The sequence below is a fragment of the Pseudoalteromonas atlantica genome (assembly GCA_007988745.1).
Classification (GTDB): domain Bacteria; phylum Pseudomonadota; class Gammaproteobacteria; order Enterobacterales; family Alteromonadaceae; genus Pseudoalteromonas; species Pseudoalteromonas atlantica.
In genome coordinates, this window is the sequence record BJUT01000001.1 from 377,526 (window position 1) to 403,573 (window position 26,048).

Here is a 26,048-nt window from a genome sequence, read left to right on the forward strand (position 1 = left end):
CACCCTGCTTATAAAAAATACAAAATAGCCGTAAAAATGCCGTATAAGTCGTTTTTACGGCTATTTTGTAACCACAGCCTATTGTTGGCATGCTCACTGCAAATAACTAATTGTCGTTTGATAAGTTAAATCAAACATTTATTATTTTTTTAAAGGAGCTATACAATGATTAAAACACTTTCTCTTTCTGCAATTGCTTTAGCAACACTGGGTTTTAACTCTGCAGCACACGCTGACATTACGGATTTTGATTCTCCTCGCATTTATACAGGTGTTGGTTATGGCCAATACTCATTTGAATTTGAAGACAGCGAAAACGACACTGAATTTGATGACGATGCACAAATGCTAAAAGGTTACATTGGTACACAATTTAACGAACACTTTAGCGTTGAGTTAGCTTATCAAAACTTTGATGAAGTGAGCGACATCGACAGCAAAGCAGAAGTTGATGGTGTGTCATTAGCAGCTATTTTAGCGGCTCCGCTTTCTGAAAGCTTTTCAGTATATGCTAAAGGTGGTTGGTTTGAATGGGATGCAGATGTAGAGCAAGAGCTTCCTGTTGGTAGCATTTCAGCATCACAAGACGGCGGCGATGTATTTTACGGCGCGGGTATTCAATACGCATTTTCTAGCAATGTTCAAATGCGCTTAGAGTACGAACGCTACGAACTAGATGATGAAATTGACCCAGAAATGGATGTTGCATCAGTATCAATTCAATACATGTTTTAATTAGCATTAAAACACTTAAGGGTGAGCTATATGCTCACCTTTTTGTTGCTTATACATAATACCCATCCGTAATAATAGCTAATCATTTTGCGGGGCTAAACGTGTCGCTCCAGCCTCAAAATAGATAAACTTAATTAAGCAAATTGGTATAAACACTAATCGCTATATTTTAAACCGCTTAGTCTAATACCCAATTAAACCAGCTAGTCTAAAATATAACGCATTAACTGTACTGCTATAAATACTAAATAGAGGTAGAATAGCGCCCTATTTTTTAGTTAACTGAGCATTATGAGCGATTATAGCATTTCGGCTGTTGGCCACATTCAATCCCCTTATAAACAAAAGTTTGCAATACCTAGGCAGCCACGTTTAGTGCCTCAAGCTAAAGCCAAACTTATTTTTACTGCTGAGTTTAATCGTGAAGAATTTGTGCGAGGCATTGAAGAATTTAGCCATATTTGGCTGTTATTTAGGTTTCATGAAACCGCTGATAAAGGCTATTCAGCTATGGTGCGCCCACCACGTTTAGGCGGCAATGAGCGCAAAGGTGTTTTTGCAACGCGCGCCACATTTAGACCCAACGCCATTGGGATGAGCGCTGTAAAACTTGAAGGTGTTGAGTATAAAAACGGCCAACTTAGTTTACTGCTTGCTGGTATTGATTTACTCGATGGCACGCCTATTGTGGATATAAAGCCTTACTTACCGTATTCAGATGCAATGCACGACGCCAGTGCCGGTTTTGCCGATACCCGACCAGAAACACAAATGAGTGTCGCGTTTTCACCCGAGGCAATTGATTTTATTGCCAAGCAAACACACTACCCTGAGCTTGAAGATTTTATTGCTAATGTACTAAAACAAGACCCACGCCCCGCCTATAAAAAACAAAAACAAGGCGAGCAAAGTTATGGTATGACACTGTATAATTATAATATACGCTGGCAGGTTAACGGCGAGCATAACTTAGTAACAAGTATAGAAAATAACTAAAAAGTGCAGTTAGCGCTTTAGTGTAAAAGCAAGCGCTGGTAAACTTAGCGCCCTATTAAAAAGAACATATTACTTAATTTCGGAAAAATCATGCGTACCAGTCAATATATACTCGCAACACTTAAAGAAACGCCATCAGATGCTGAAATTGTTTCGCATCAATTAATGCTTAGAGCCGGTATGATCCGTCGCGTCGCTTCGGGTTTATATACATGGTTACCCTCTGGTTTACGCGTGCTTCGTAAAGTAGAAAATATTGTTCGTGAAGAAATGGATAAAGCAGGCGCAATAGAAATGTTGATGCCGGTTATTCAACCTGCTGATTTATGGCAAGAGTCTGGCCGTTGGGAGCAATTTGGTCCTGAACTTGTGCGCTTTAATGACCGCCATAACCGTGAGTTTGCGCTAGGTCCTACGCATGAAGAAGTAATTACAGATTTTGTTCGTAAAGAGATTAGCAGCTATAAACAACTGCCTGTTACTTTGTACCAAGTACAAACTAAAGTGCGCGATGAAAGACGTCCACGCTTTGGTGTAATGCGTGCACGTGAATTTACGATGAAAGATGCGTATTCATTTCATTTAAGTGAAGCGTGTTTAGATGCAACATATAAAGTAATGCACAAAGCGTACTGTAATATATTTGAACGCTTAAACTTAGAATACCGCCCTGTGCTTGCTGATACAGGCTCTATTGGTGGTAGCTTATCGCATGAGTTTCATGTACTTGCTGAATCAGGTGAAGACGCGATTGCCTTTAGTGATGCAAGCGATTATGCAGCTAACATCGAAAAAGCAGAAGCGTTAGCTCCAACTCAAAGTCGTCCTGAGCCATCTAAAGAGCTTAAAGCGTTTCCTACACCAGATGCTAAAACAATTAGCGAGCTTAAAAAGCACTACGGCGTTAAACCACACCGCGGTGTTAAAACATTAATTGTGTACGGTACGCCAGATGAAAACGAACAACGTGGTTTAGTTGCGCTTGTACTACGTGGCGATCACGAGTTAAACGAATTAAAAGCTGAAAAGCACCCACTTGTAGACTCTCCACTTGAAATGGCCACTGAGGCTGACATTGTTGCGGCTATTGGTGCAAAGCCAGGTTCACTTGGCCCAGTGGGTTTATCAATGCCAATTATTGTAGACAGAACTGCTAATGTAATGGCAGATTTTGTTGCCGGTGCTAATAAAGATGACGAGCACTTTAGCGGAATTAACTGGGATCGCGATGTTAAAGAATATCAAGTTGCTGATATTCGTAACATTGTTGAAGGCGATCCGAGCCCGTGTGGACAAGGCACTTTACAAATTAAACGCGGTATTGAAGTTGGTCATATTTTCCAACTTGGTACTAAGTACTCAGAAGCCATGAAAGCAGGCGTATTGAGCGAGTCGGGTAAAAACCAAGTAATGACTATGGGTTGTTACGGTATCGGTGTTTCGCGCATTGTGGCAGCGGCTATTGAGCAAAATAATGATGATTACGGCATTATTTGGCCACAATCTATTGCCCCATTTGATTTAGCTATTGTGCCAATGAACATGCATAAGTCGCATCGTATTCCTGATATTGCTAATAATCTATATCAAGGTTTAAAAGATGCAGGCCTAGATGTTTTATTTGATGACCGTAAAGAGCGCCCTGGCGTTATGTTTAACGACATGGAATTAATGGGTGTACCTTATACTTTAGTGATTGGTGAGCGTAACCTTGATGAAAATAAGGTTGAGCTTAAAAATCGCCGCACAGGTGAAAAGTTAATGGTTGATTTAGACACCGCAATAGAGACTATAAAAGCGGCTGTTAAAGGTTAATAACACCTACGCTTAAAACAAACTTATAAGGCCGCATTTAAACATGCGGCCTTTTTTATGCGCGTTTAATGATAATGTATAAAACCGCTCACCTAATCTCCTTCCCAGCCAATAAACTTTAATTAGCTGGTTTGATATAAATTGTCATGGAGGCTTCGCTAAAGTGTCTCATAAGTGTCATTAGATTTATCTACAGTGTTTAATTATTACACTATGGATGACGGGCATGACAAACAATCAACAGCGTAAAAAACAACATTATCCAGCCGTTTGGATATCGGATGTGCATTTAGGGTATAAAGACTGTAGAGCCGACTATTTATTAGATTTTTTAAATTCAATTGAATGCGATACGCTTTATTTAGTGGGTGATATTGTTGATTTGTGGTCGATGAAACGCAGTTTTTATTGGCACCCATCTCATTACCAAGTGCTTAGTTGTATACAACAAAAAGCCCTTGATGGCACCCGTGTAATATACATACCTGGTAACCACGACGAGACCTTTCGCCACTACATAAATCAAACTTTATTTGGTGTAGAAGTCCACCAGCAGTTTATTCATACCACTAAAGCCAATAAGCGCTTTTTACTGATCCACGGTGATGACTTTGACTCGGCAACCCGCTACAACAAGCTCATAAGTATTGCAGGCGATGCAGGTTACGACTTACTGCTGTTTTTAAATCGTTGGACTAACCGAGTTCGTAAAGTGTTTGGCGGTAACTACTATTCACTTGCTGCATGGATAAAAGCACGCGTACATAAAGCCCGTGAAGCCATTGCCGCTTTTGAAGATGCCGCTATACATGAGGCAAAAAAACAAAAGGTCGATGGCATTATTTGTGGACACATCCATCACCCTAAAATTAAAGTAGTAGATGGCATAGTGTATTGTAATGATGGTGATTGGATTGAAAGCTGTACCGCATTAGTTGAGCAACCAAACGGTAAAATAGAGCTGTTGCATTGGTCTGATACGCAAAAAGTACTTGATACAGCCGATGTAACCAGCTTAGTTAAACCTATTCAAACTGATACCAAACCAAGTAAGTCAGCAGCGTAACTGCTGACTTAGCTCATTTAGTTTAACCAGGTTAGCAGCCTATTTTTAAGCGTTTTAGGCTTTATTGGCTTGGTAATATAATCATTCATGCCGGCGGTAATGCAACGCTCTCTATCGCCTTCCATTGCACTTGCGGTCATGGCAATAATTGGAATGCTAATATACTCAACCCCAGCTTTAGCATTTCTTATCTCGCTGGTGGTATCGTAGCCATCTAGGTTAGGCATTTGGCAATCCATTAAAATTAAGTCAAACGGTTGCTCTTGATTAAATTTAAGGGCAGAGAGTGCTTCTATACCATCACTTGCACAGGTAATTTTTATCCCTGTGCGTTTTAAAATAGCCTTCGCTACCTCAATGTTAATCATGTTGTCGTCAACCAATAATACATGATACTTAGACAACTCAGGCTCTGGCTCTATGTCGTTTGCTTGTTTAGGCGCGGTTAAAACAAACTCATTATTAGCGCCAAAAATACTGCCTAGCTTATAGGTAAATTGATCTTGCGTGAGTGGTTTGTGCAAAATGTGGCTATGCTCAGGAAACACTTTTTTAGATTGCTTATTAACCACCATGTCTCGCAATATAAGCACGTATTTTTTATCTGCCTTTTCGCAGTAACTTATTAGCGCATTAACTTGCGGGTGTTCGTCATCAATAATCAGTAAATCGGCATCAAATTCGCTGTGTTCACTAAAGTAGTCGAGCCTTGTAATATGGCTTGGCTGAATTTTACAGGTTTGAGTTAATAATCCGCATACATTTTTAAATACGTTATCGCGCGCAATAAGCGCCGCTACACTGACTTCTTTAGAAAGCTCAATGCCAGTATTAAGTTTTTGCTGTTGCGCCACATGTAACTCTACCGTGGCAATAAAGGTGCTGCCTACGCCCTTTTCACTGCTAACGGTGATATTACCGCCCATTAATTGCGCCAATTTTTTACATATAGATAACCCTAAACCGGTGCCACCAAAATGGCGCGTTGTGCTTGAATCTTCTTGGGTAAACACATCGAACAGTTTATCGATGTTTTCAGGGGCAATACCAATACCGGTGTCTTTAATTATAAAGCTCATTAAAATTTTACTGTCGGTAATGTATTTAGAGTTTAAGGTTAAACTTACTTCGCCTTTATGCGTGAACTTAAACGCATTATTTATTAGATTAATTAAAATTTGCTTAAGGCGATGGCTATCACCAATAACCATTCTATCAACCACGTTTTGGGTATTTAAAAAGACCTCTAGCCCTTTACGTTGGCCCTGCAGCGCAATTGAATTAATCATATCGCTACAGACAGAGATAACATCAAACGAGTGATTATCAATATCTAGCTTGCCCGCTTCAATTTTAGAAAAATCTAAAATATCGTTAATTAAATTCATTAACGAGTGCGCACTGCTATTAGCTAATTTTAAATAGTGTTGCTGTTGCTCAGTGAGGCTGTCTTCTTTAAGCATTTCAAGCATGCCTAAAACACCGTTCATGGGTGTGCGTATTTCGTGGGAAATATTGGCTACAAAGTCACTTTTTGCTTGGCTTGCGGCAAGGGCTTGGTCAATCGCTCGCTCAAGTTCAACAGTACGCTGAGATACCTTTAACTCTAAGGTGCTATTTAAACCCTGTAACTGTGATTGAGTTTGCTTTAACGAGCTGATATTACGCAAAATAGCAGCAACCTGATAACGGTTGCTAAATACATCAAATACGCTGGTCAGCGTGATTGAATAGTATTCTTTATTGCCATCATCACCAGTATAAACTGCTTCAAATGGCATTTTAGAGCCATGCTCTATGGTTTCACTAATGCAGTTTTTATCTTCATCTGCAAGGGTAAATAAGTTACTAAAGCGGGTGTTGTCATTACCTAGCCTACTTGCAAAAACTTTTTTAGCCGTTTGATTACTGTGAATAATGGTTTCATCACTGTCTATGGTAAAAATAGCGTCGAGTGAATTTTCAATCACTTTATTATTTTGCTCTGTTAAAGAGTGTATAAGCAGCTTGCGATTAATATAACGCTGATATAAGAGCGTAATAATTATAAATATGGTAAAAAATGTGGCGGTGATGGCAATAAAACTTTCGCGCCTTTTTGCAACGCGTTCCAACAAGGTTTCAGAATCAATAGAAACGGCCATCTCTAACGGCAGCATGGCAATATCGCCTTCAAAACTTACCCGTTTATTTAAAAAGTACTGTTTTGGCGCATCACCTATTAACAAGGTTTCGTGAGAGTTCATGTTTTGGGTGGGGCTAAATTCATCGCTCCAGGTTTTGGCTTGGTTAAATTCAAAGCCAAACCGTAAATCTGGGTTTGGGTGGTATAAAAATTCGCTTTCATTATTGAGCAAATAAATATTAATCCCAGGTGGAAGTTCAAACGTTAAACTTTCAAATAACTTATCTGCGGAGTAGTTTGTCACTAAAATTGCAAACACTTGCTTTAAATGATCAAAAACAGGCTTAGCTACGCGGTATGTACTCACAAAGGGTTTTTGTATTTCACCGTTTTCGCGGTTGTAGTTAATAGGCGATATATACACGCTTTTTTCATCAAGCATGCTGGCTTTAAGTACGTAGTCTCGCCCGCCTTTTTTTTGCAGTTGTCCGCCCTCTAGCCTAATTATGTCACCTAAAAAGCGGTCTACACGTACTATCTCTTGGCCATTTTCAGCAAGCATAATGTAACGTGCTTGCAAAATAGAATCGTCGGTTTGCATAAACCCGCTAAAAATATCAGCAAGGCGGTCTTGCCATACAGCAATTGGGGTTTGTAATAGAGGGTCAATTAATTGGTTGTCGGTCGCTCTAGATATACCTTGAATAGGTGGAGTGGCGTTTAAAAAGCGAATCGCGGTAATACTGTCGTTTAAATGATTTTTTAAAGACGCGGCTTTTGTTTCAAGCTCACGATTGAGTTCACTACGAGCATCGTTATATATCTCTGCGCGTACCTTTTTTTCAAACACATACACCGAAGGCAATGCAATAACTAAAAAAACAATAATGGCAACCAGTAATAATTTATTACCTTTTGCTGCTGTTATAAATACATTCCTTTCTAACATTAACCTTCACCAACAGATTTTACTCGCTACAGTATAGAGTATTAAAAGCTAAAAAGGAGCCCAAAACTAACTACTTATCGTTATTAACTTTAATATTTTTAATAATTAAAGTACTAATGTATTAGACAAAACAAATAACCACCTCAAAGAGTTAACCCAAGATGAACAAGCGCTCAATCGAGGAGCTACTTAGGAGTCTTCTGGTTATGCAAACCTTCTTTTACAACAAATATGGCTATAACCACACAAAAGGTAAACCCTCCTCCAATACAGATATAGTTGATTATTGGGCTGGATTCAGTATCTAAAGTCATCGAAAAAAGGCCATAGCTCAATATAAATAAAGCTATTAAAGATGAAATAATTATTACAGTGAAGTTTTTCATTCTATTACCCCTGTTTCTTTAGCGATATTCTTTAAATTATTCAAAAATTGAATCGATTCATGTGTTATTTCTTTAATTATAAACTTAGACTCTATTTCAAGATCGTCTTGATCTATGCCATCGTTACTAACTGTCTTTAAAAAAACAGCTTTTCCTTCATCATGCAATGTGATTTCCGTCGGTAATTGATCTGTGTCGTATTTAAATTTGCGCATAAAGTCTATTAAAGGCACGTCTAAAAAACCAACCAACGCTTTTCCAAAATAAGTATCTTCTTTTGCTCGTTTTAACAGCCAAGTATATTCAGTAGATGATATAAATTGATTTGGGAATGCACTTATTTTAACTGTTTTTACTTTATCACCATCTAAATATCCTACAAATAAGTTATCTCCTTCCTTTTCATAAGCAATGTAATTATTAGGGTCATTTTTAGGATCTAAGCTCATTTCATAAATTTGCTCTTTGGTAAATCCTGGAGCGTATTGCAGCATTCCTTTTAAAGCATCCTCTGCGCGCTTATACGTAACTGAGTAATCAGTTCTGTAAGCAATGCTTTTTTGATGATCTAGAATATATTGGCCATCATCTTTAATAGTCATTTCTGTAAAGGTTTTATTTGGCAAAATATAATCTGTACGAAGGTATTTATCGGTGACCTTTATTTTAATATGTGCGAAATGATTTAACTCTTTAGTGACTTGATAATTAAGTGTTAGGCTATTTTGCGCATGTGCATAACCACAAAAAACCACAGTGATAAAAACTATTAACTTAACAATATTTTTCAAAATTTCATCCTTAAAACTTAGGAGCTAAAAAGCGATATAACACGCTATATTAAGCTGTTATTAGCGCCTATATTAAAGTATCTATTACATTAAATATACATAACTTTTTCTAGGTTCATAACAAGTATAATGAGTATGAATAATAAAACGAATAATCCTACATGAAGCTCAAATGGGTAAACCATTTGACTTGTTCTGTCTAACGATACTGGGTATTTGTGTTTTAATAATGAAAACACAAGTGCTTCACTATCAACACTCCAGTGCGTCAGCGAAATGCTCTGCCCCTTTGTTGTATTAAATACCAATGAAATTAAATATGACCTTTTAGTTTTCCTGGCAGAGCCTTCAACTGAGTCATAATTGTAATTCCACTTAGCCTCAATGCTAATAATATCCTGCTTAGTTAGTGTACGTGGTGTTTTATCAGTAAATAATAGGGCGGGTAAATAAAGCTCGTTATCATTTACTATAATGGAGCTTAGAGGCGCTGTTTTTATAAAATAGTATTTATTACAAACAATAACCCTAGCAAAGTAATAACTTACATAAGTTATTACTAAAAATGCAAAAGATGATTTCCAATTTTGTGATGAATAAGCAATAAATAGCGTAAGCAAAGCAAAACACACGACGATAAAATGAACTAAGTTTTTCTTACTATCAGGGAGCGGTAGCGCGCACCTAAGTATGGGAATATTATTTTTAGCCTCCGCGTTACCCAAAATAGTATGTTGCGGAAATATTTTTGTAAATTTGTTTAGTGTTGCTGAGTTTGTTTTTTCAGCCTCGGCCTCTTCACGTTTAGCTGCATAAACGCGCTCAACGGTTGAGAGTTTACTCACTACTAGCTGTGCTTGTTTGTCTTGCTTGAAACACCTAAACGTATAAGTGCTCAATTTGCCTTGTGCTGAGGTGCAATTAATATCTATGATATTTACAGCTTTATCTGCTCTAAACGATATTGTGTTTATACTGTTTGTATCAATGCTGTGGTTACTATACGCGAAGATTTTTTTCTTAAAAAAATAAGCCCCCAACTTTATATCTATTTGATTATTGTGTTCATCAAATTTTAATCGGTGTTGAAACATCAAAAGCACAATAATTAATAAAACGTCAAGCCCATCGCTTGTATCAAAAATAAAGCCTTGGCTTAAAACACCTAGCACAAGCCCTGCTACAGTTAGCCAAATGAATAGCCATTTAATCGTTTCTAATAGTGATTTTAATGTAATTGAATTAGCCAAAATTCCCTCTTTGAATAAAAAAGTATGCTTAGTTACATACTCTCATAATATATAAATACTTAAGATGTTCGAAAAGCCAATTAGCTAGACGCAATAATGATTATCCAACCGTCTTTTTTGGTAAGTTCTAATACACAGCCGTCAGACACGAATTTTTTTTCACCATACTGGGCTCTTATGTCAACCTGTGCATAATTAGATTTCGATTCAGTTGATAATTTTTGAGATAAGACCTTGAATTCAGGGCTTGTTACATACTTTTGAAACTTTTCTGCCTTTTTATTCAAGTATGCGATAGCGCGCTTTTTTTCGTCTTCAGTATCTTTAAAATGCTTTGGTACAAAAGACATCAAAGTATCAATGTCTTTATCAGCTTTTGCTTTTCTAAACTCTTCGCATTTTTTTATAAATAATGGATCTTGATTATCCTTTGCTGGCAAATTTACGTTAGATTCATCAGCAAAAGCTGCTGTGCTTAAAAATATGATGCTAGAAAGCGCTATTAATTGTGATTTCATTTCAAATCCTTTGTTAACGGAACAAATATGGAGGACGTTGTGTAAATATTAAGCTTTTCCTCATCTACACTGATTGCTGTGGCATCCATAGTAAAATTAAATCCACCATCAGCCTCTGTCCAAGTAAAACTACTAACGTCAGGTGCTTGAGCAAATAATTTTCGCTTATTATTAAAACAAGAAACTCCCTGTAACATTTTTTGTTGATCTTCTACATGCCAAAAGTCGTTACCTGGTTTAGAGAGGTATATATAACAACCACGCTCTAGACCTTCAACACTCACTTTATAATTCAACAGTCCAATATCGGGCTTTAGTTAGACAGAACCTTCAATAACATCATTAACTGAATATGAGTCTACACACCCTTGCAAAACTAATGAACAGAGCAATACACACATGGTTTTTTTTTAACATAACGTTCCCTTATTCACTCTTAATTATTATTTTTACGTTCACTTTTTAGTTTTTTATAAAGATCATCGGCTACTGCTGTGGCTTTACCAATAATGCTATAAGAGTCATCTTTTAAAAATGCGTCAATCGACTCTTGCCTTAAATTTTCTTCATACCAGTATTTAAACTCTTTGTATGATACTAAATCACTTATTTTATTTTTTAACTGTTGCACATTCTCAACTTTGTTTTGATATGCAAAAGCACGTAAAACAAAAGATTTAAGCGTACTATCAACACTTAGCTCTATTTGGCTATCATCGGCTATGTAGCTTTGGAATAATCGAATGCCGTCTTTGTAATAAAGAGAAATATAATCAGTGGTTGAGCTTATTTGTACCTGTTTGTTATTAAAAGCATTAATGCCATAAAACTCGCCGTCTAAATTATCTACATAAAAAGGCCCCTTAATATGTAAGTAATCAGGCATGACAACCTTTAGGGATATAACGTGTTCTTTTTTGATACTTGAATAGTTACTTTCACCATATACATTTTGTAAGCTAAACCAGCCTGTACCAACATCACTAGGCACAATAAAACTAGCATTAGTATCATCTATATAATCCAACTGAATTGTTGGGCCATCTGCAAAAACTAATGCAGTACCACTTTCTAAATTTGCACCAGTTATTAATACTTTATCGCCTTCGACTACATTTTTAGTCGGAATGCCTGTAATAACTGGTGTTTTTGGATGCAGTAATGTGGCATCAATACTGTTGGTTTTATAGCCATCTATAGCTAGAAAAAATGTAATGGGTTCTCCGCCCAACGCTACCTTTGGATAATTAGGTATAACAAATTCAATTTTATTCTCTGATGTAATCGTCACTGGTAAATTAACGACCGGCTGTTTATCATCCCCTTTTAATATTACCAAATGTGCCGCATCACCTTTTAGGTTTTCTGCATTTAAATTAGCAGGGAAAAACGGCCTAACTTTGTTAATAAATACTGCTTCGTCACTATGAGAATATGTTGCAGAGCTAATGACTGGGGTATTTGATGGGTATAAGTTATTTATACCAATTAGTTTTTCTAGTGGCTGAGTGTCATTTTCATCAAACAAAAAGTCGCCATCGTCGTCAGTATCTAAAAAATTAGGGATGCCATCACCATCAAGATCATAACGGATAAATTCAACTAAGTTTAATTCATCTGAATCTAAAACTGCATTATTGTCACTGTCTAAGTCTATAAAGGCTGGTTTTTTATCACCATCTAAATCGTAGGTTTGTTCTATAGCATCAGTAATGCCATCATCATCACTGTCTAAATCAAGCCAGTTTGGAGTAGCATCATTGTCGACATCATGACTAAAGATAAAGTTAGCTGTATAAATATGGTACTCATTTCCATCGGGTATTTTATCAGCATCTGTATGTTGCCCAAGGTGGTTCATTCCCAAAGCAAGCTCTTTGTTTGTGGGAACTGCGTCTTTATCTATATCAATAAATGCATGTACCGTATATGTAAAGCTATCTGCACCTAAGTTGTTTCTATCAGTAATACTTAAATTATATTCACCTGCTTGCTTAGGTGAAAAAGTAATAACCTGACCGACTTTACCAACGTGTTCAATGTTTGTTGGTATAGAAGAAATAACATCGCCATTATTATTAATAATCGTTAAAGACGGTGTAAAACGTGAATCATCTTTAAAAAGTATAAACGTCACTGATAAGTCTTCAAATAGCATTGAGTTGGGGATATTAAATTTAAAATCATCTATATCTACATTTTTAGCAATAACCCCCGCCGCTTTAAAAGGTATATTCCCAACAGGGTTTGCTTGGCCAACGTTATTATTAAACTCTTGTTCTTGAACAACCAAGATTGTGGTTTTAGCAGCATCAAACGGATAGTCATCTTGCTCATCTGGCACACCATCACCGTCTTCATCTTTGTTTTGCCAAGTTCCTATATTGGTTGGCTGAATGGTTTTTGCGCTTAATGGTGTTATAAACATTAGCGAGCTAGAAACGCTGCTAAAGCTCAATAATGAAAGGTAAAATAGAGGTATTTTCAAGAGTCCATCCTGTTTAGTAATCCATAATTTAGCTTTAAAGTTATACTATTTAATGCTACTAAAATTTAGTTAGTATTTAAGCGCGGGCCTTCACTAAATTTTCAAAAATATACTAACGATACATATCACTGGTTTATTATGACAAAGTCAACTTTTAATTAATGCCTAGTTAGCTATATATCTAACACCCATTTTGTCGTGCCAGGCAACAGCTCAAACACACAGCTATCTAATACCCCTATATTCTGTCCACCTTTACCATCGTTATCCCAATCTATAAAAACTTGAGCTACGTCTTTTGGTACTTCAGTCGATAAATATTCATCACGTTTAATATAAGCCCCAGCTTGGCTTAATCGAGCACGATGTCTAGAAGCCACTTTTTCCATTTTCTTAGCCATTTTAGGTTTAAGCGTACCTTTATATTTTTCCTCTACAAAGCTCCACATAACCTCTTTATTATCGTCGCGCATTGCATTTCGCCATAGCTGGCATTTTTCTATAAAAATATCAGCTTGGTTATTTTTAGCATTAAACTTAACATTGGGCTCAGCTGCTAACGCATGTGCGCAGCTGAATAAAAAGGGTAAAGATATGATCACTTTTTTAAACATTATTTAATCCATTATGTTTATATTAGGTTGATTAAATTTTGCTCACGCAATTAAATTATATCTATTATCGTAAGCTTTTTTATTCATAAGACATCGCTTTTACTTTGTTTCTAAGCTTGAGCATTTTCATGGATAGCTTGTAGTTTTTTGGAGAAAAAAACACTCTAAAATCCTCTTCTACACCTTTTGTAAAATACGCTATATACTCACCATACTCTTTAAGTGCACGTAAGTTTCTTAATGCTTCCAATCGTTTAGATTGACTTGCAGAAACAAAAAAAGGTTTCAAAACATACTCCTCAGCTGTGCTTTGCAAACTTAACGACAGCGCGCTTTCATTGCCCACAACACCAGCTGATAAAATAGCAATGCCGTCATACCAAATTGAGACTGTAGAGTCTTCTTTATTAAAGCTAAACGCTTGCCCATCAACCAATGATAATTGTGAGTACTTAGCCCCTTGTGGTATTACAGTTACTTCCCCTTGCAAATCGTGGTATGCGGCTGGGAGGTTCAAGTCGAGTGTTACTTCCCTTTGATTATCAATATTGATGTACATGGAATTACTTTTGCCATAAACGTTTTGTAAATAAAATAAACCACTTGCTGCTTCATCAGGGAGCACAAATACTGCAAGGCTGTTTGATACCCAGTCGGCTTCATACTTACCTTCTCCCATTACAACTTTAGCCAAATCGTTAATGCTTTCACCTTCAATTTGGATTTGTTCGCCAGGTACTGCTTGAGATGTCGATATCGACTTTATTAGAGGCGTTTTGGGATGTAAAAGCTGGAATGTTAAGTCATTGCTACGGATATTATCTTTGGTAATAAATAATGTAAGCTCTTCACCTTCCAATGCAATTTTTTCATAATTAGGTATTACGATGCTTATTGAAGTGTTTGTAGCTTGCGTAATGGGCATATTAACAACGGGAAGGCGCTCATCCCCTTTTGTTATTACAACAAAACCACCTTTTTCAGGGAAATTTTCGCCTTTAATAATTAGAGGTCTAAAAACTCTTCCTTTATTGGGAAGCGATATTGAATCTGAAAGTTCATAGTAGACAGACGCTAACGTTATTGCTGAATCACTTTCTACGCTAGTGTATGCAAGTACTGTTTTTGGTTCTGTGTCATTCACATCAAGAACTGCATCACCATCATCGTCTATATCAATGTAATCTGGGATTCCATTTCTATTTGTATCAATTAAAGTGCCATTACTCTGAGCTTGTTCGTCCCTATCACTAATAATGTTATTATCGCTGTCTAAATCAACGAATGCAGGTAACTGATCAGTATCAAGATCAGCAGTGCCCTCTAAAGTATCAGGTATGCCATCGCCATCGGAGTCGTCATCTAGCCAATTAGGTACTGAGTCTCCATCTACGTCATGCGCAAATACATTTTTACTACTAAATACCCAATATTCATTACCATCTGCAATGCCATCTCGATCTGAATCCTGAATTTTATTATTTAGTTTAAGTGCTTGCTCTTTGTTATCGGGTATTGCATCTTTATCTGTATCAATAAAACCGAATGCTTGATATTTAAAATCATCAGCATGATTACCATTTCGATCAAGTACTGACAGGTTATATTCCCCACTTTGTTTAGGATTGAAAGCAATAGCTGCGCCAAGTGGCGCAACTCTATCAATAGCTAATTCGATATGTTCAACTACTTGACCATTATTTTTGAAAATACCAAGCTGAGGATGAAACCGCGAAGACTCCTCTAATACAATAAAACTCATTGACTTACCGCTTTGCACATCAGCCTCAGTAACAGTAAATTTAAAGTCATCTATATCAGATGAAAGTGAAATAACACCCTCAACAGCAAAAGGTATATTCCCAACTGGGTTTGCTTCGGCAACGTTATTATTAAACTCTTCTTCTTGGACGATAGTAATTGTGGTTTTATCAGCATCAAACGGATAATCATCTTGTTCATCTGGCACACCGTCAGCGTCTTCATCTTTATTTTGCCAAGTTCCTATATTGGTTGGCTTAATGGTTTTTGCGTTTAATGGTGTTATAAACATTAGCGAGCTAATAGCACAGCTAACACTTAACAATGAAAGGTAAAATAGGGGTATTTTCAAGAGTCCATCCTTGTTGGTTTATCCATAAAGCATTTACAGTTATAAACTGTACCTAATTTATATAAAGTATGCAATTTAATCAAAAATGATAATTAGAGCAATCAACTGTATATACTTTAAGTGAATTAAAGCCTACAGCTTATACACCCTAAAGATTTAATATGCCTTTTTAGTAAGCCCTTCATAAAACATAGCGAGCAAACCGTACATACTTAAAAGTCCGCCAATACACATTAACCCAAAGGTAGTGGTTTGCGAGAACTCTGGCTGAATTGCAAAGCGGTAGAATCCTATACTTAATAACGTAATTCCCTGATCTGGTTTAATGGCATAGGACACTTTGATAAAGGATAATATCCTAATTACTTGAGGTGTTCCATGAATCAAAAACGACAATACAAAACTTACACTAAAGCTTTCAAAGAAGAAGCTGTCGCTTTAGTTATCGATCAAGGTTATACCGTACCAGAGGCAGCAGAGTCTTTAGGGAGCAGAGCTAATTTACTTTATGGTTGGAAACAGCAATTTGAAGATAAGCAATCAGGTGCGGTTTTAGCTGATGATGAGCGTAGTGAGTTAATGAAACTTCGTAAAGAAAACAAACAACTGCGTATGGAAAAGGAAATATTAAAAAAGGCCAGTGCCTTCTTCACAAGAGAAATGAAGTAAAGTTTATCTTTATTAAGCAGAACGAAGGCATTTTTCCTGTTAAAAAGCGGTGCGAAGTAATGAAAGTCAGTCGAAGTGGTTATTATGCTTGGCGAAATCGTCCTACGAAAGTTATCAGTGAATCAGAGCTAATGTTATATCGACGCACGAAAGCTTTATTTAAAGAAAGTCGTCAAAGTTTAGGCTCTCGGCAGCTGATGAAAAAACTGCGTAAAGAAGGCTTTGAAGTTGGTCGTGATAAAGTAACTCGATTGATGGATAAGCTCAATTTGAAGGTCAAACAACGTATTGCTTATAAAGTAACAACGATCCGTAAACAAAGCCATAGTGTTGCCGATAATATTGTTGACCAGCAGTTTAATCCCAACCAAGCTAATCAAATTTGGGCTGGTGACGTAACTTACCTTCGCACGGGTCGAGGCTGGATGTACTTAGCGGTTGTGATGGATTTATATTCCCGTCGCATAATTGGTTGGTCAATTCATAAGCGTATGACCGTTGATTTAGTTGAGCGCGTTATGCAAATGGCACTGAACCTAAGGCAGCCAACTAACGCACTAATATTTCACAGTGATAGAGGCTCACAGTATACGAGTCATCGCTTTCAACAGCAGCTAAGAAATAACAATATTATTGCTTCGATGAATGGCCGCGGTGCGTGTTGGGATAATGCGGTTGTTGAACGGTTTTTCGGTAGTTTGAAAAATGAATGGCTGTTAAATATTTATCATTTAACACGCAGTGGTATGAAAGAAGATGTTGAAGCTTATATCAGATATTACAATCAGATCAGGCTGCTTACATCAAATGGTGACTGCTCTCCAATTGAGTTCGAGCAGTCCACAATAAATGTGTCTTATGCGGCTTGACCAGAACACTTGTTCATAGTCTGCCTATCCTAAACCCTATATGGGTATTAATGATAGGCAGTTACACAGATTTTGTTACAGGGTCTATTTTTCCCATTAACTATTTGTTTAGGTTTTATAATTTGCTCTTTAAAGTAACTTGCATACCTTTCTAGCAATTCCTGACTTGCACTCCTTGAGTTTAGATATGAAAAAAAGCCACTATCTTGTTCTAGTGCAGTAGTAACCTCTTGTAAAAAAGCTGGAAAACGTTCGCTTTTTTCAATTATAGAAGCGACCTCTTCAAGTGAAATTTGTTCAGCTTCATAAAAAAAAGTTAAATGAGATGCCATTGCAGACACCGCGGTTGATGCGTAGCTGAATTCTATTTCAGTAGTATTTTTAGGAAGAACAGCGCTTAAGTAAGATTCAAGCTCCCCTTTATCATTAAGTGTGAAAGAGTATATAACTTCAGCACTAGAGCTTACTTTTGTGAATGCAACTTTATTAGCGTTAGCCGGTTCAGCAAAACTCGGAAAAATACCTCCGACAGCAGCGATTGGTTTAGCTGCTGACTCTGCAACCGCAAAAGTTAGATTAGTTTGCAAGGTGTAGTTAATCGAGTTACTTTTTCCTGCTTCATTGACAACCCAATACCTTCCAGAACTAACTTGATTAGGGATTTCAACTACTATTTCAGAATCATTGCTTATAGTTGGTTTGACAGCCGTTCCTGAAAAGAAAACTGTTGTATCTGAATCAAAGTTTTCACCATTTATTGTAATTGTTTGTCCTGGAGAAAAACTTTGTAGGTCACTAGTTATTATAGGGTTTGAAGAGTCAAATATTTCAATAGGTAACTCCTCAGATATAATCTCATCATAAGCAACTTGAAGATATCCAGTCCCCTTTAGGCTTGGTAAATCAAGACTCAAATAGGTAGAGTTACCGTCTTTTCGGTTAATTCGTGGGATCGAATTAAAGGCTAACCCATTAACATAATAAACTATAACTAAATTATCAGCAGAATCAGGAAGACCTACGACTTCTAATTCAGAGGTATCCCCAACTCTCACAAATGATCTAATTTGATTACTGTCAGTACTAATTAAATTATAGATCCATGAAGGAGAAAAACTACCAGACTCTGATGATACGAATCGTTCAGCCTTTTCTAATCGATTAAGATCATTAATATCAAAAATACCATCGTTATCATCATCTAAATCCAAGTGATCAATTTTGCCATCATCATCAAAATCATTTGGGTTATTGAAATCACCACTTTCTAATTTATCATCTATGGTATTGCCATCAGCATCTCGGTCTATATAATTTGGGAAGCCATCTTTATCTAAATCTTCAATGCCTTCTATTTTATCAGTGAAAGAGTCATCGTCAGAGTCGACATCTTGCCAATTCGGTATTCCATCACCATCAAAGTCTATGTCAGTACTACTATTTAATAAAACGTGCTCTAAACCATCTAAAATACCATCTTGATCTTGGTCATTCTTAATAAGGTTACTGCCAAATGCACGTTCCTTCTCATCATCAAAAGCATCTACATCTTCGTCATAAAATAAAACCATACTGTAGGTTAAATCAGGGCCACCACCGTAATTATTATCCATTACACTTAGTTGATAACGACCTGCCTCAAACATATGAAAGTTAACAATATGCTTTCCAAATTTCTTATATTCGCTAATAACATACTTACTAATTACTCTGCCTTCTGAGTTTGATACATAAACTTGCGGGTCAAATCGTTTAGCTGCACTTTCAAATACAGCAGTGACCATAGTTCCATCATCAACGTTAAAACCATATAAATCACCTTTGTCTGTTCTTGATGAAATAACGCCCTTAACTTTAAAACCTTTACCAAGCTCTACTGGAGTTGCAACAGATGGGTTATCGTTAGGTTCTTTTTCAAAATAAACAGGGTATTGAGTTTTACTCGCATCAAACGGATAGTCATCTTGCTCATCAGGCACACCATCACCGTCTTCATCTTTATTTTGCCATGTACCTATATGGGTGGTTGGCTGAATATTTTTTGCATGTGAATTTGGTGTATAGGTTAGCGTGCAAAAAGCACAGCTAACACTTAAAATCGAAAGATATATTAGTGGTGTTTTCAAGAGTCCATCCTTGTTTAATTATCCAATTTTTATAATTTAGTGCTGATAACGCTAAAAGCTAAAAAAGATGTGTATTAAGTACTTATATAATAAATACTTACTTTACACATCCTTAAGATTAGCATAGTGCGCGTGGCTGTTTTCCAACTAGCGAAAATGTTATCTATCTTTATTTATAGCATTGAAAAATTACCAACTTAGCTTTTTAGCAATAACTAAGTTGGTTATATTATATTTTTAAAATACATTAATTTGCATCAGAAAGCCTTTCAACTAACTCAACACGACGGTTAAGCTCGCGCCCTAGCTCATTTTTATTAGTCGCTGCCGGAGAATAAGGCCCAACACCTTGAGGGATTAACCTTGTTTTGGCAATGCCATAATCAGCGATTAACGTTTTAACTACCGCATTAGCTCTGCGTTTAGATAGATCGAGATTATATTCTGCAGATCCTTTGTCGTCTGTATGCCCAACAACATATAAACTCAATTTTTTATTTTTTTCAAGAACCTGGGCAATCACATCTAAAGATTGCTTAGATTCAGGTTTTATAACTGCTTTATCATAGTCAAACAGTACACCATAAATAGACGCTTTGCCCTTTTGCTTTAGTTGTTCTAGTACTTTATCGCTATTTGTTTCTATTAACCCCGTTATTAGTGGCTCGGTTCTCATAACAAAAAGCTGAATACGAGAGTCACCTTCAAAGTTGCCTATGAAAAACGCTACGTAAGTAGTCTGCCCCTCAAATGTGCTTTTCATAACTTGGTAACGAGGTTGACGCCAATAATTGTTAACACCTTTTAATGCAAGGATATCGCCCAATTTGATTAAGTCCTCACGAATTAATCTACTTCGTGTATTATTACTACAGGCACTTTTCTGGCAAGTGAAAACAGTTTCAAATCCTTCCTTTATTAGCGCGCTTAAATAATTGTGATAAATTTTAATAGTTGACACATTTTTCACAACATAAGTAATTTGTGTTAAATCGCCTACTACATCAAGCATTGGAAGCTTTCTGGTCTTTTTATCAGCAATACCAATAGGAATGCTAAATTCTTCATAATCTACTTGTTTGTAATCTTTAATGTAACTGCTGGGGTAACGACTGATTAATGGGTGATCAGACGACCTACCTTTATCTTTGCGAGGGGGTTTTGTTGTTTTTGTGTCATTTTGTTTTTTGAATGCATTAAAATCAGCTGAGATAAGGCCTGTTTCAATGTCTTTTATATCCACAGAGGTTAATAGCACTCTTGTTTTATTTTCATGTTGTCCTACGAATAATGAAATTGCGGCTTTAAGTTCGTCACCTCCTTTTGTAGCAAAAATATAATGAGGTTTGTGGAAATGGTTACCTGGGTTGAAATAGCCAGCTCGGTTACCTAATCGCTGTCTATCTCTTCGACTGTCGCCTGAATTACACTCGTTTAAAGAGCATCTGTAAATTACCTCAAAGCCCGCATCTTTTAAGGCGTTTTCATAGTTTTTTGTAACCTTTAACGAAGCTACATTTTTTATCTCATATGCGTAATGAGCTGTATCACCAATCAATTTTGTAAACTCAAACTGCTTAGATTTTTCTGCATTAGGATCAAACTTTGTCATTAACTGAGTTTCTTCACCCGCTAGAGTAACTGAATTATCTAGCTTTGCTTTTGGATACGGTGACAATAATGGCTTTGCTTGTACACTTGATACACCAATTAGATAAATTATAAATATTTGGAGTATTTTTATAACTTTATTGTTCATTAAAATTCCTTTTTTATAGGTTCGGCTCTAAAAATTAGTTTATTTAGAAAACGTTAAATATTCTAATACTTTAACTCGTAAATTAAAACTTAACATATTAGTATGCATGGGTATTTTTTTATATTACAAAGCCAATGCAATTGGCTTTGAAAAGCCACTCATATCCGCTAGCCATTTTTTAATTAAGTTCTCATATTAACTTAATTAGAGCTAGGTTTTAACACGACATGAAACCTGTTAAGTTACCTAGCCTATTTAACTAGTTTCCACAGCGATTTTGAAGCGCTCTAATATTAGCTACTTACTAAAACTCGGCAAGGTACATCGCTATGATAGGAAAGTTAGCTACAATGCCAGAAACGCGTAAGAATATATAGCCGATACTAGAGCCCCCTCCTTCAAATGATTTTTTATAAATTAATGGGTAATCAAAGTAATACAACAAATACAAAACATTAAACAACCCCACTCGGTTAACGTTCAACTCAATGTTTTCGCCTGTTTTAAGGTTTATAAAAGCCCTATTTAGCGCAGCATTTACTTGAATTTGTGTATCAGATACATGAGTAATAAAACTGTAATTAAATAATACCGACTCGATTTCATCCCTTTTGAATAGTCTGCTTTGTTTTAATGAATCATTTATAAATGGGTTAACTTTAATTTTATCTTTACTTATGGTCATCACGTGTTTTGAACTAAACCCAAACTTGCGCCATATAAGAATACGTTTTAAAAATAGGGTACCAATAAGAAGCGGTAAATAAACAACTAAGCTAGCTAAGCTATAGCTGTCAACTAACCAAAGTCCGGCTAACAATGAAAGCGTAATTAAAGTTGCGCTAAATAATAACTCTATTGGAAAAGACAAATGACATAATAAACGCAATAAAGGAAGTTTAATTTCACTCGTTGGGCATAAGGTATCTTGCTCTTTAAAGTGAACATTTTTAAACCATTTTTTATCGTCTAGACTGGTTGGTTGTTCTTTATTAGTCATATTTAGCTTCTTAATAAGTTGACCATGAGCCACTTACCATCGACTTGCCCAAACTTACATTTCCCTTTTATTGTTACGTTGTCTTCCTTTTTACCAAAAACCTTTGATGTCTTAAATGTATAATTAACCCACAGCTCGTCAGTATAACCATACTTCAATGCATTCCTTTGTGTTCTTTTAATTATACTATTTTTAGCATCCTCAAGCACCTCAGTACCAACGATTGTAAAGTTATGGATACCCAAATACTGTTTTTTTGTGTAATTAGCATGCTTACGAGCTAACATACCTTTTACAATACTTTGGTCCATATCTTTAGATAGCGGTGCATAAACCTGCTTGAAAAGCTCATAATCTTGATTTAAAACGATATCTACTGATTTTTTACAATTTTCGATTGGGATGCTGTAGTCAACGGCACTTGCCGTAAATGATAAAAGTAATGATTGAGCCAGTGTAATAAAAGCGATTTTTTTCATAGTTTTCTCCTTTAACTTTCGATTTGTATGCATTTTACTCATTTGCTGAGTTTATAAGTACACCATAGGCACTCTGCACTTTTCTGTTTAATAGGTTATCTGTTTATAAATTTTTTAGTGTCTCAATCTGATCTGCAATGATTAAACAGGACATTTCAATTTCAAACCTTTCCTTAGTTTTTTAAGTAAATTAAACAATAAAGCCCAATAAAAACCCGATTGGGAAAAGAGATAAGTAGGTTAATGTCCACCATGAAAAACGGTGTTTAATTTTTACGTTATGCACTTGCGATAAGTAATTAACAATTGCTCTATAGTCACTTAAATTAAACGTATGTACCCCATAACGCTCTCCACTGACTGATTTAATCGCTAAATGCGTGCTTATGTAAGGGCCAAACCACAACAGCGGCGTCAACGGGAAGTAATTAATATACATTGCCTCTATATCTTTAAAGGCGATAAATACTTCACGCTCACCGTTAAAGTCAGGCATTGTTATAGCACTCGGCGTAATATAGACATCGGCATTGTAAAATGTTTTTTGTAACGAAGATTGCAATAACACCAAACCAAAAAACAAAAACGGGGTAACCACAAACATAGTATTCAATGTTTGGTCAGCGTTTGAGTAACTTGGTTGGCCATCAATAAAAAAGGAGGCGACAAAAGCGCCTAGTAACATACCTAAAAACGATTTTATTCGCGTATAAGGCACCCAGCGCTTGTGCGCAAAACAGACTTCAAATGTATGTTTAAGCTTTTCAGATATTAAATTCATAGTAATCAAATAAGTCTATGATACATATACCATTCGTTATCAAACTCTAAAAATGAGCATGATTTTCTCTCATTACGTTCTTTATTTATAAAAGTGTACATTAAAGTATATTCACGAGTAGCTTCTGGGTAAAAGCGGGCCATTCGTTTATCTACTGAGCCCTGTAAGCCTGATGGTAACATATCACCATTTTTATCTACGCCTCCTGAATCTAACATTGTTATTTTCAAATTATTTAAGTTTAGTTGCTCCCAATCCTCTTTGTAGTTTTTTATTGCTTTATCAACCTGATTCCACGCTGTTTTACCTTCATTCCAATTTTGTAATTTTGGTGGTAACTCTGTAAATAAAGCTTCACGGTCTCCGGCTTTAATACTTTGCCATGCATCCATACAGCGTTTATTAAAATACTCTTTAGTTGGCACTTCGCTAGCCATTGATAAAAAAGACGAGCTAATTAAAGGCCCCGCAATTAATAGTGTGATTAATTTATTTTTCATTAAAATGTCCTTTTATTTTTTAAGATGAGCTGTAATTGCATCCGCAGCCGCCCATTTTAAAGTCATAAATTTTTTGCTTTTATATTTAGGCAATTGGTTATTATTTTCTTTAATATAATCCGCAAATTCAATTACTTCATTTAGCTTAAGTACTTGTGTGAATAAAGCTCTTAATTTTGCGGGTTGCTGTGTTCGGTTCACGCCACTTAAACCCCATGCAGTAGATGCAGCAAGAAATCGTGGTGTAATTTGTAAATCTGCTTGCCCTAAATAAAGTACATTTAAGTAATACTTTTGCTCATCACCAAAGTATAAGGTAATCGTTGTGGCGTTATTGCTAGAAACAGGCACGACGGCAACGCTGTTGTTAAAATCGACCGTTTTTTCTATGCCAGATATAAATGTACTTGCAACCACTTTAGAATTAGCAAACGACAAGGAGTCATCTATTGTTAGTGTTGTTTCACTAAATACAGCAATTTTAGATGCGTTACTTTTTCCATAACTGTTTTTTAAATATAATTTGCCTGATTCAGCATTTGTAGGAACTGTGAAACTTAAGCTAGTAGGAGAAGTTGCTAAAGGGGTAAGCTCTACCTCGTTTAAATACACTAAAGTATCGTCTGAAAAGTTTATTCCAGATAAAGTAACTTCCTGATTCGCTGAAGATTCTATAACCCCTTGGTTCACTATCAAGGGCGAGAATTGTTGATTAAACGAAAGTTCAATAGGTGCTGTACGTATATTTGCTGCACTAAAACTAATACTTGTAGCATTGCGCGGCATAACAAAGTCAATATAATCCTTGCCATTGGCATTAACAGGAAGGTTAACGGGAGAAAGACTGCCCTTTATGTTGAAGTTTAAAAATCCATTTGATAAGTTTTCACCGTAAATTCGGTGTTTTTTATTTGCTAAAATAACACTTTCAACTTCTTGGCTGCCATTCAATAAATAGTAAATGTTACTAATCTCTAAATAATTATCGGTCCCATACGCGCCATTTGATGCTGAGTTTAGTGGTTCAGGATCATTTACATCTAAAATTAAATCGTTATCGTCATCTAAATCAATAAAGTTAGCTAATTCGTCTTTATCATGATTTAAAGGTCTTTGAGGATTTCCCGAATCTTTACCATCTATAATTGTGTTTGCATCGGAATCTAAGTCTACAAAATTACCCAAGCCATCTTCGTCTAAATCAAATGCACCTTCTAGTGCATCTTTAATGCCGTCATTATCCGAGTCTTCATCAAGCCAGTTTGGTGTACCGTCATTATCAACATCAAGGGCATACGCTGAACCTAAATTAAACACGTAAAACTCAGTACCATCATAAATGCCATCGCCATCCGTATCCTGCGTATAACCTTTAAAGCCAAAAGCAGGCTCTAAAGAGTCATCAATTGCATCTACATCCTCATCTACAAATACATGTAATTGGTAATCGTAAGATTGCTTACCTCTAAACTCTTTATCATTAATAACAATATAATAAGTGCCAGACTCGCTCGGCTTTACTTGAATAGCCCGCTTATACTTACCAACAGCAGTAAAATTTGGTGCCCATGATTGAATAGCCACTACAGAGCTATCCATTACTGCCATACCAGGGTCAAATTCATTACTTGAAGACGATAAAAGTACGGTCACTGCAACATCCTTTTCTAACTGGATTTTGTAGTAATCTAAGTCGTTCGCTTGCTGAATTCGGCCAGAAAGTTTAAATGGTAACTCTTCAGGTGCGACAGTCGCCACATCATTATTGTTATTAAACTCTTCTTCTTGGACGATAGTAATTGTGGTTTTATCCGCATCAAACGGATAATCATCCTGCTCATCAGGTACACCATCGCCGTCTTCATCTTTATTTTGCCACGTGCCTATATCGGTAGTTGGCTGAATAGTTTTAGCGTGTAATGGTGTTATAAAAGCACAGCTTACGCTTAGTAATGAGGTATAAAATAGAGGTATTTTCAAGAATCCATCCTTGTTGATTAGTCCGTTAATATTGTAATT

At 36.3% G+C, this 26,048-nt stretch carries 20 protein-coding genes; 5 read left to right on the plus strand and 15 right to left on the minus strand.

Annotated elements, in window-relative coordinates; translation table 11 throughout:
• Positions 1 to 165 precede the first annotated feature (165 nt).
• From PAT01_RS01665 to PAT01_RS01680, 4 genes are all read left to right on the plus strand, one after another.
• On the plus strand, positions 166 to 735 hold the full coding sequence (locus tag PAT01_RS01665) for an outer membrane beta-barrel protein (protein ID WP_024033565.1): 570 nt from the start codon (positions 166 to 168) through the stop codon (positions 733 to 735).
• A gap of 291 nt (positions 736 to 1,026) precedes the next feature.
• Positions 1,027 to 1,731: a tRNA (N6-threonylcarbamoyladenosine(37)-N6)-methyltransferase TrmO gene (gene tsaA, locus PAT01_RS01670; protein WP_029773613.1), complete on the plus strand. Its 705-nt coding sequence runs from the start codon at positions 1,027 to 1,029 to the stop codon at positions 1,729 to 1,731.
• Positions 1,732 to 1,821: 90 nt separating this feature from the next.
• Complete coding sequence (locus PAT01_RS01675; protein ID WP_004586656.1) at positions 1,822 to 3,546, plus strand: proline--tRNA ligase; 1,725 nt, start codon at positions 1,822 to 1,824, stop codon at positions 3,544 to 3,546.
• 226 nt (positions 3,547 to 3,772) lie between these two features.
• On the plus strand, positions 3,773 to 4,612 hold the full coding sequence (locus PAT01_RS01680; protein WP_029773612.1) for a UDP-2,3-diacylglucosamine diphosphatase: 840 nt from the start codon (positions 3,773 to 3,775) through the stop codon (positions 4,610 to 4,612).
• 17 nt (positions 4,613 to 4,629) lie between these two features.
• Here the strand turns inward: PAT01_RS01680 and PAT01_RS01685 are convergent, their stop codons facing one another.
• From PAT01_RS01685 to PAT01_RS01720, 8 genes are all read right to left on the minus strand, one after another.
• Positions 4,630 to 7,686 carry an ATP-binding protein gene (locus tag PAT01_RS01685; RefSeq protein WP_096041705.1) on the minus strand — a complete coding sequence of 1,019 codons (3,057 nt, stop codon included), beginning with the start codon at positions 7,684 to 7,686 and terminating at the stop codon, positions 4,630 to 4,632.
• A 382-nt stretch (positions 7,687 to 8,068) separates the two neighbouring features.
• On the minus strand, positions 8,069 to 8,863 hold the full coding sequence (locus PAT01_RS01690; protein ID WP_096041703.1) for a hypothetical protein: 795 nt from the start codon (positions 8,861 to 8,863) through the stop codon (positions 8,069 to 8,071).
• Between the two features lie 89 nt (positions 8,864 to 8,952).
• Complete coding sequence (locus PAT01_RS01695; RefSeq protein ID WP_138576440.1) at positions 8,953 to 10,113, minus strand: hypothetical protein; 1,161 nt, start codon at positions 10,111 to 10,113, stop codon at positions 8,953 to 8,955.
• A gap of 80 nt (positions 10,114 to 10,193) precedes the next feature.
• Positions 10,194 to 10,631 (minus strand): hypothetical protein, encoded by a 438-nt coding sequence (locus PAT01_RS01700; RefSeq protein WP_138576442.1) that lies wholly within the window; start codon positions 10,629 to 10,631, stop codon positions 10,194 to 10,196.
• Positions 10,628 to 10,915, minus strand: a complete 288-nt coding sequence (locus PAT01_RS01705) for a hypothetical protein (protein ID WP_138576444.1) — start codon at positions 10,913 to 10,915, stop codon at positions 10,628 to 10,630. The genes PAT01_RS01700 and PAT01_RS01705 overlap by 4 nt, the downstream gene beginning before the upstream one ends.
• Positions 10,916 to 11,067: 152 nt before the next feature.
• A complete protein-coding gene (locus PAT01_RS01710) occupies positions 11,068 to 13,119 on the minus strand; it encodes a hypothetical protein (protein WP_138628012.1) in 2,052 nt (683 codons plus the stop codon).
• A gap of 173 nt (positions 13,120 to 13,292) precedes the next feature.
• Positions 13,293 to 13,733, minus strand: a complete 441-nt coding sequence (locus PAT01_RS01715) for a hypothetical protein (protein WP_096041698.1) — start codon at positions 13,731 to 13,733, stop codon at positions 13,293 to 13,295.
• 79 nt (positions 13,734 to 13,812) lie between these two features.
• Positions 13,813 to 15,846, minus strand: coding sequence for a hypothetical protein (locus PAT01_RS01720; protein ID WP_154944532.1), 2,034 nt, complete (start codon positions 15,844 to 15,846; stop codon positions 13,813 to 13,815).
• A 378-nt stretch (positions 15,847 to 16,224) separates the two neighbouring features.
• Between PAT01_RS01720 and PAT01_RS01725 the strand changes: the two genes are divergently transcribed.
• A protein-coding gene (locus tag PAT01_RS01725; protein ID WP_138576452.1) for an IS3 family transposase occupies positions 16,225 to 17,384 on the plus strand; the annotation gives its coding sequence in 2 pieces (ribosomal slippage) (positions 16,225 to 16,474 and positions 16,474 to 17,384; 1,161 coding nt in all).
• A gap of 47 nt (positions 17,385 to 17,431) precedes the next feature.
• On the opposite strand, the gene PAT01_RS01730 is transcribed toward PAT01_RS01725, so the two are convergent.
• The 7 genes from PAT01_RS01730 to PAT01_RS01760 form a co-directional block, all read right to left on the minus strand.
• Positions 17,432 to 19,510 carry an IPT/TIG domain-containing protein gene (locus PAT01_RS01730; protein ID WP_138576454.1) on the minus strand — a complete coding sequence of 693 codons (2,079 nt, stop codon included), beginning with the start codon at positions 19,508 to 19,510 and terminating at the stop codon, positions 17,432 to 17,434.
• Between the two features lie 247 nt (positions 19,511 to 19,757).
• Complete coding sequence (locus PAT01_RS01735) at positions 19,758 to 21,269, minus strand: OmpA family protein (RefSeq protein WP_138576456.1); 1,512 nt, start codon at positions 21,267 to 21,269, stop codon at positions 19,758 to 19,760.
• A 304-nt stretch (positions 21,270 to 21,573) separates the two neighbouring features.
• A complete protein-coding gene (locus PAT01_RS01740; RefSeq protein WP_096739606.1) occupies positions 21,574 to 22,269 on the minus strand; it encodes a hypothetical protein in 696 nt (231 codons plus the stop codon).
• A 2-nt stretch (positions 22,270 to 22,271) separates the two neighbouring features.
• The gene (locus PAT01_RS01745) at positions 22,272 to 22,748 is read right to left on the minus strand and encodes a hypothetical protein (RefSeq protein ID WP_138576458.1); all 477 of its coding nucleotides are present in this window, start codon (positions 22,746 to 22,748) and stop codon (positions 22,272 to 22,274) included.
• A gap of 190 nt (positions 22,749 to 22,938) precedes the next feature.
• Positions 22,939 to 23,529: a hypothetical protein gene (locus PAT01_RS01750; protein ID WP_138576460.1), complete on the minus strand. Its 591-nt coding sequence runs from the start codon at positions 23,527 to 23,529 to the stop codon at positions 22,939 to 22,941.
• 5 nt (positions 23,530 to 23,534) lie between these two features.
• Entirely contained in the window at positions 23,535 to 24,029 is a 495-nt protein-coding gene (locus tag PAT01_RS01755) for a hypothetical protein (RefSeq protein ID WP_096739600.1), read from the minus strand.
• 12 nt (positions 24,030 to 24,041) lie between these two features.
• Positions 24,042 to 26,009 carry a hypothetical protein gene (locus PAT01_RS01760; RefSeq protein ID WP_154944533.1) on the minus strand — a complete coding sequence of 656 codons (1,968 nt, stop codon included), beginning with the start codon at positions 26,007 to 26,009 and terminating at the stop codon, positions 24,042 to 24,044.
• Between the last annotated feature and the right edge of the window lie 39 nt (positions 26,010 to 26,048).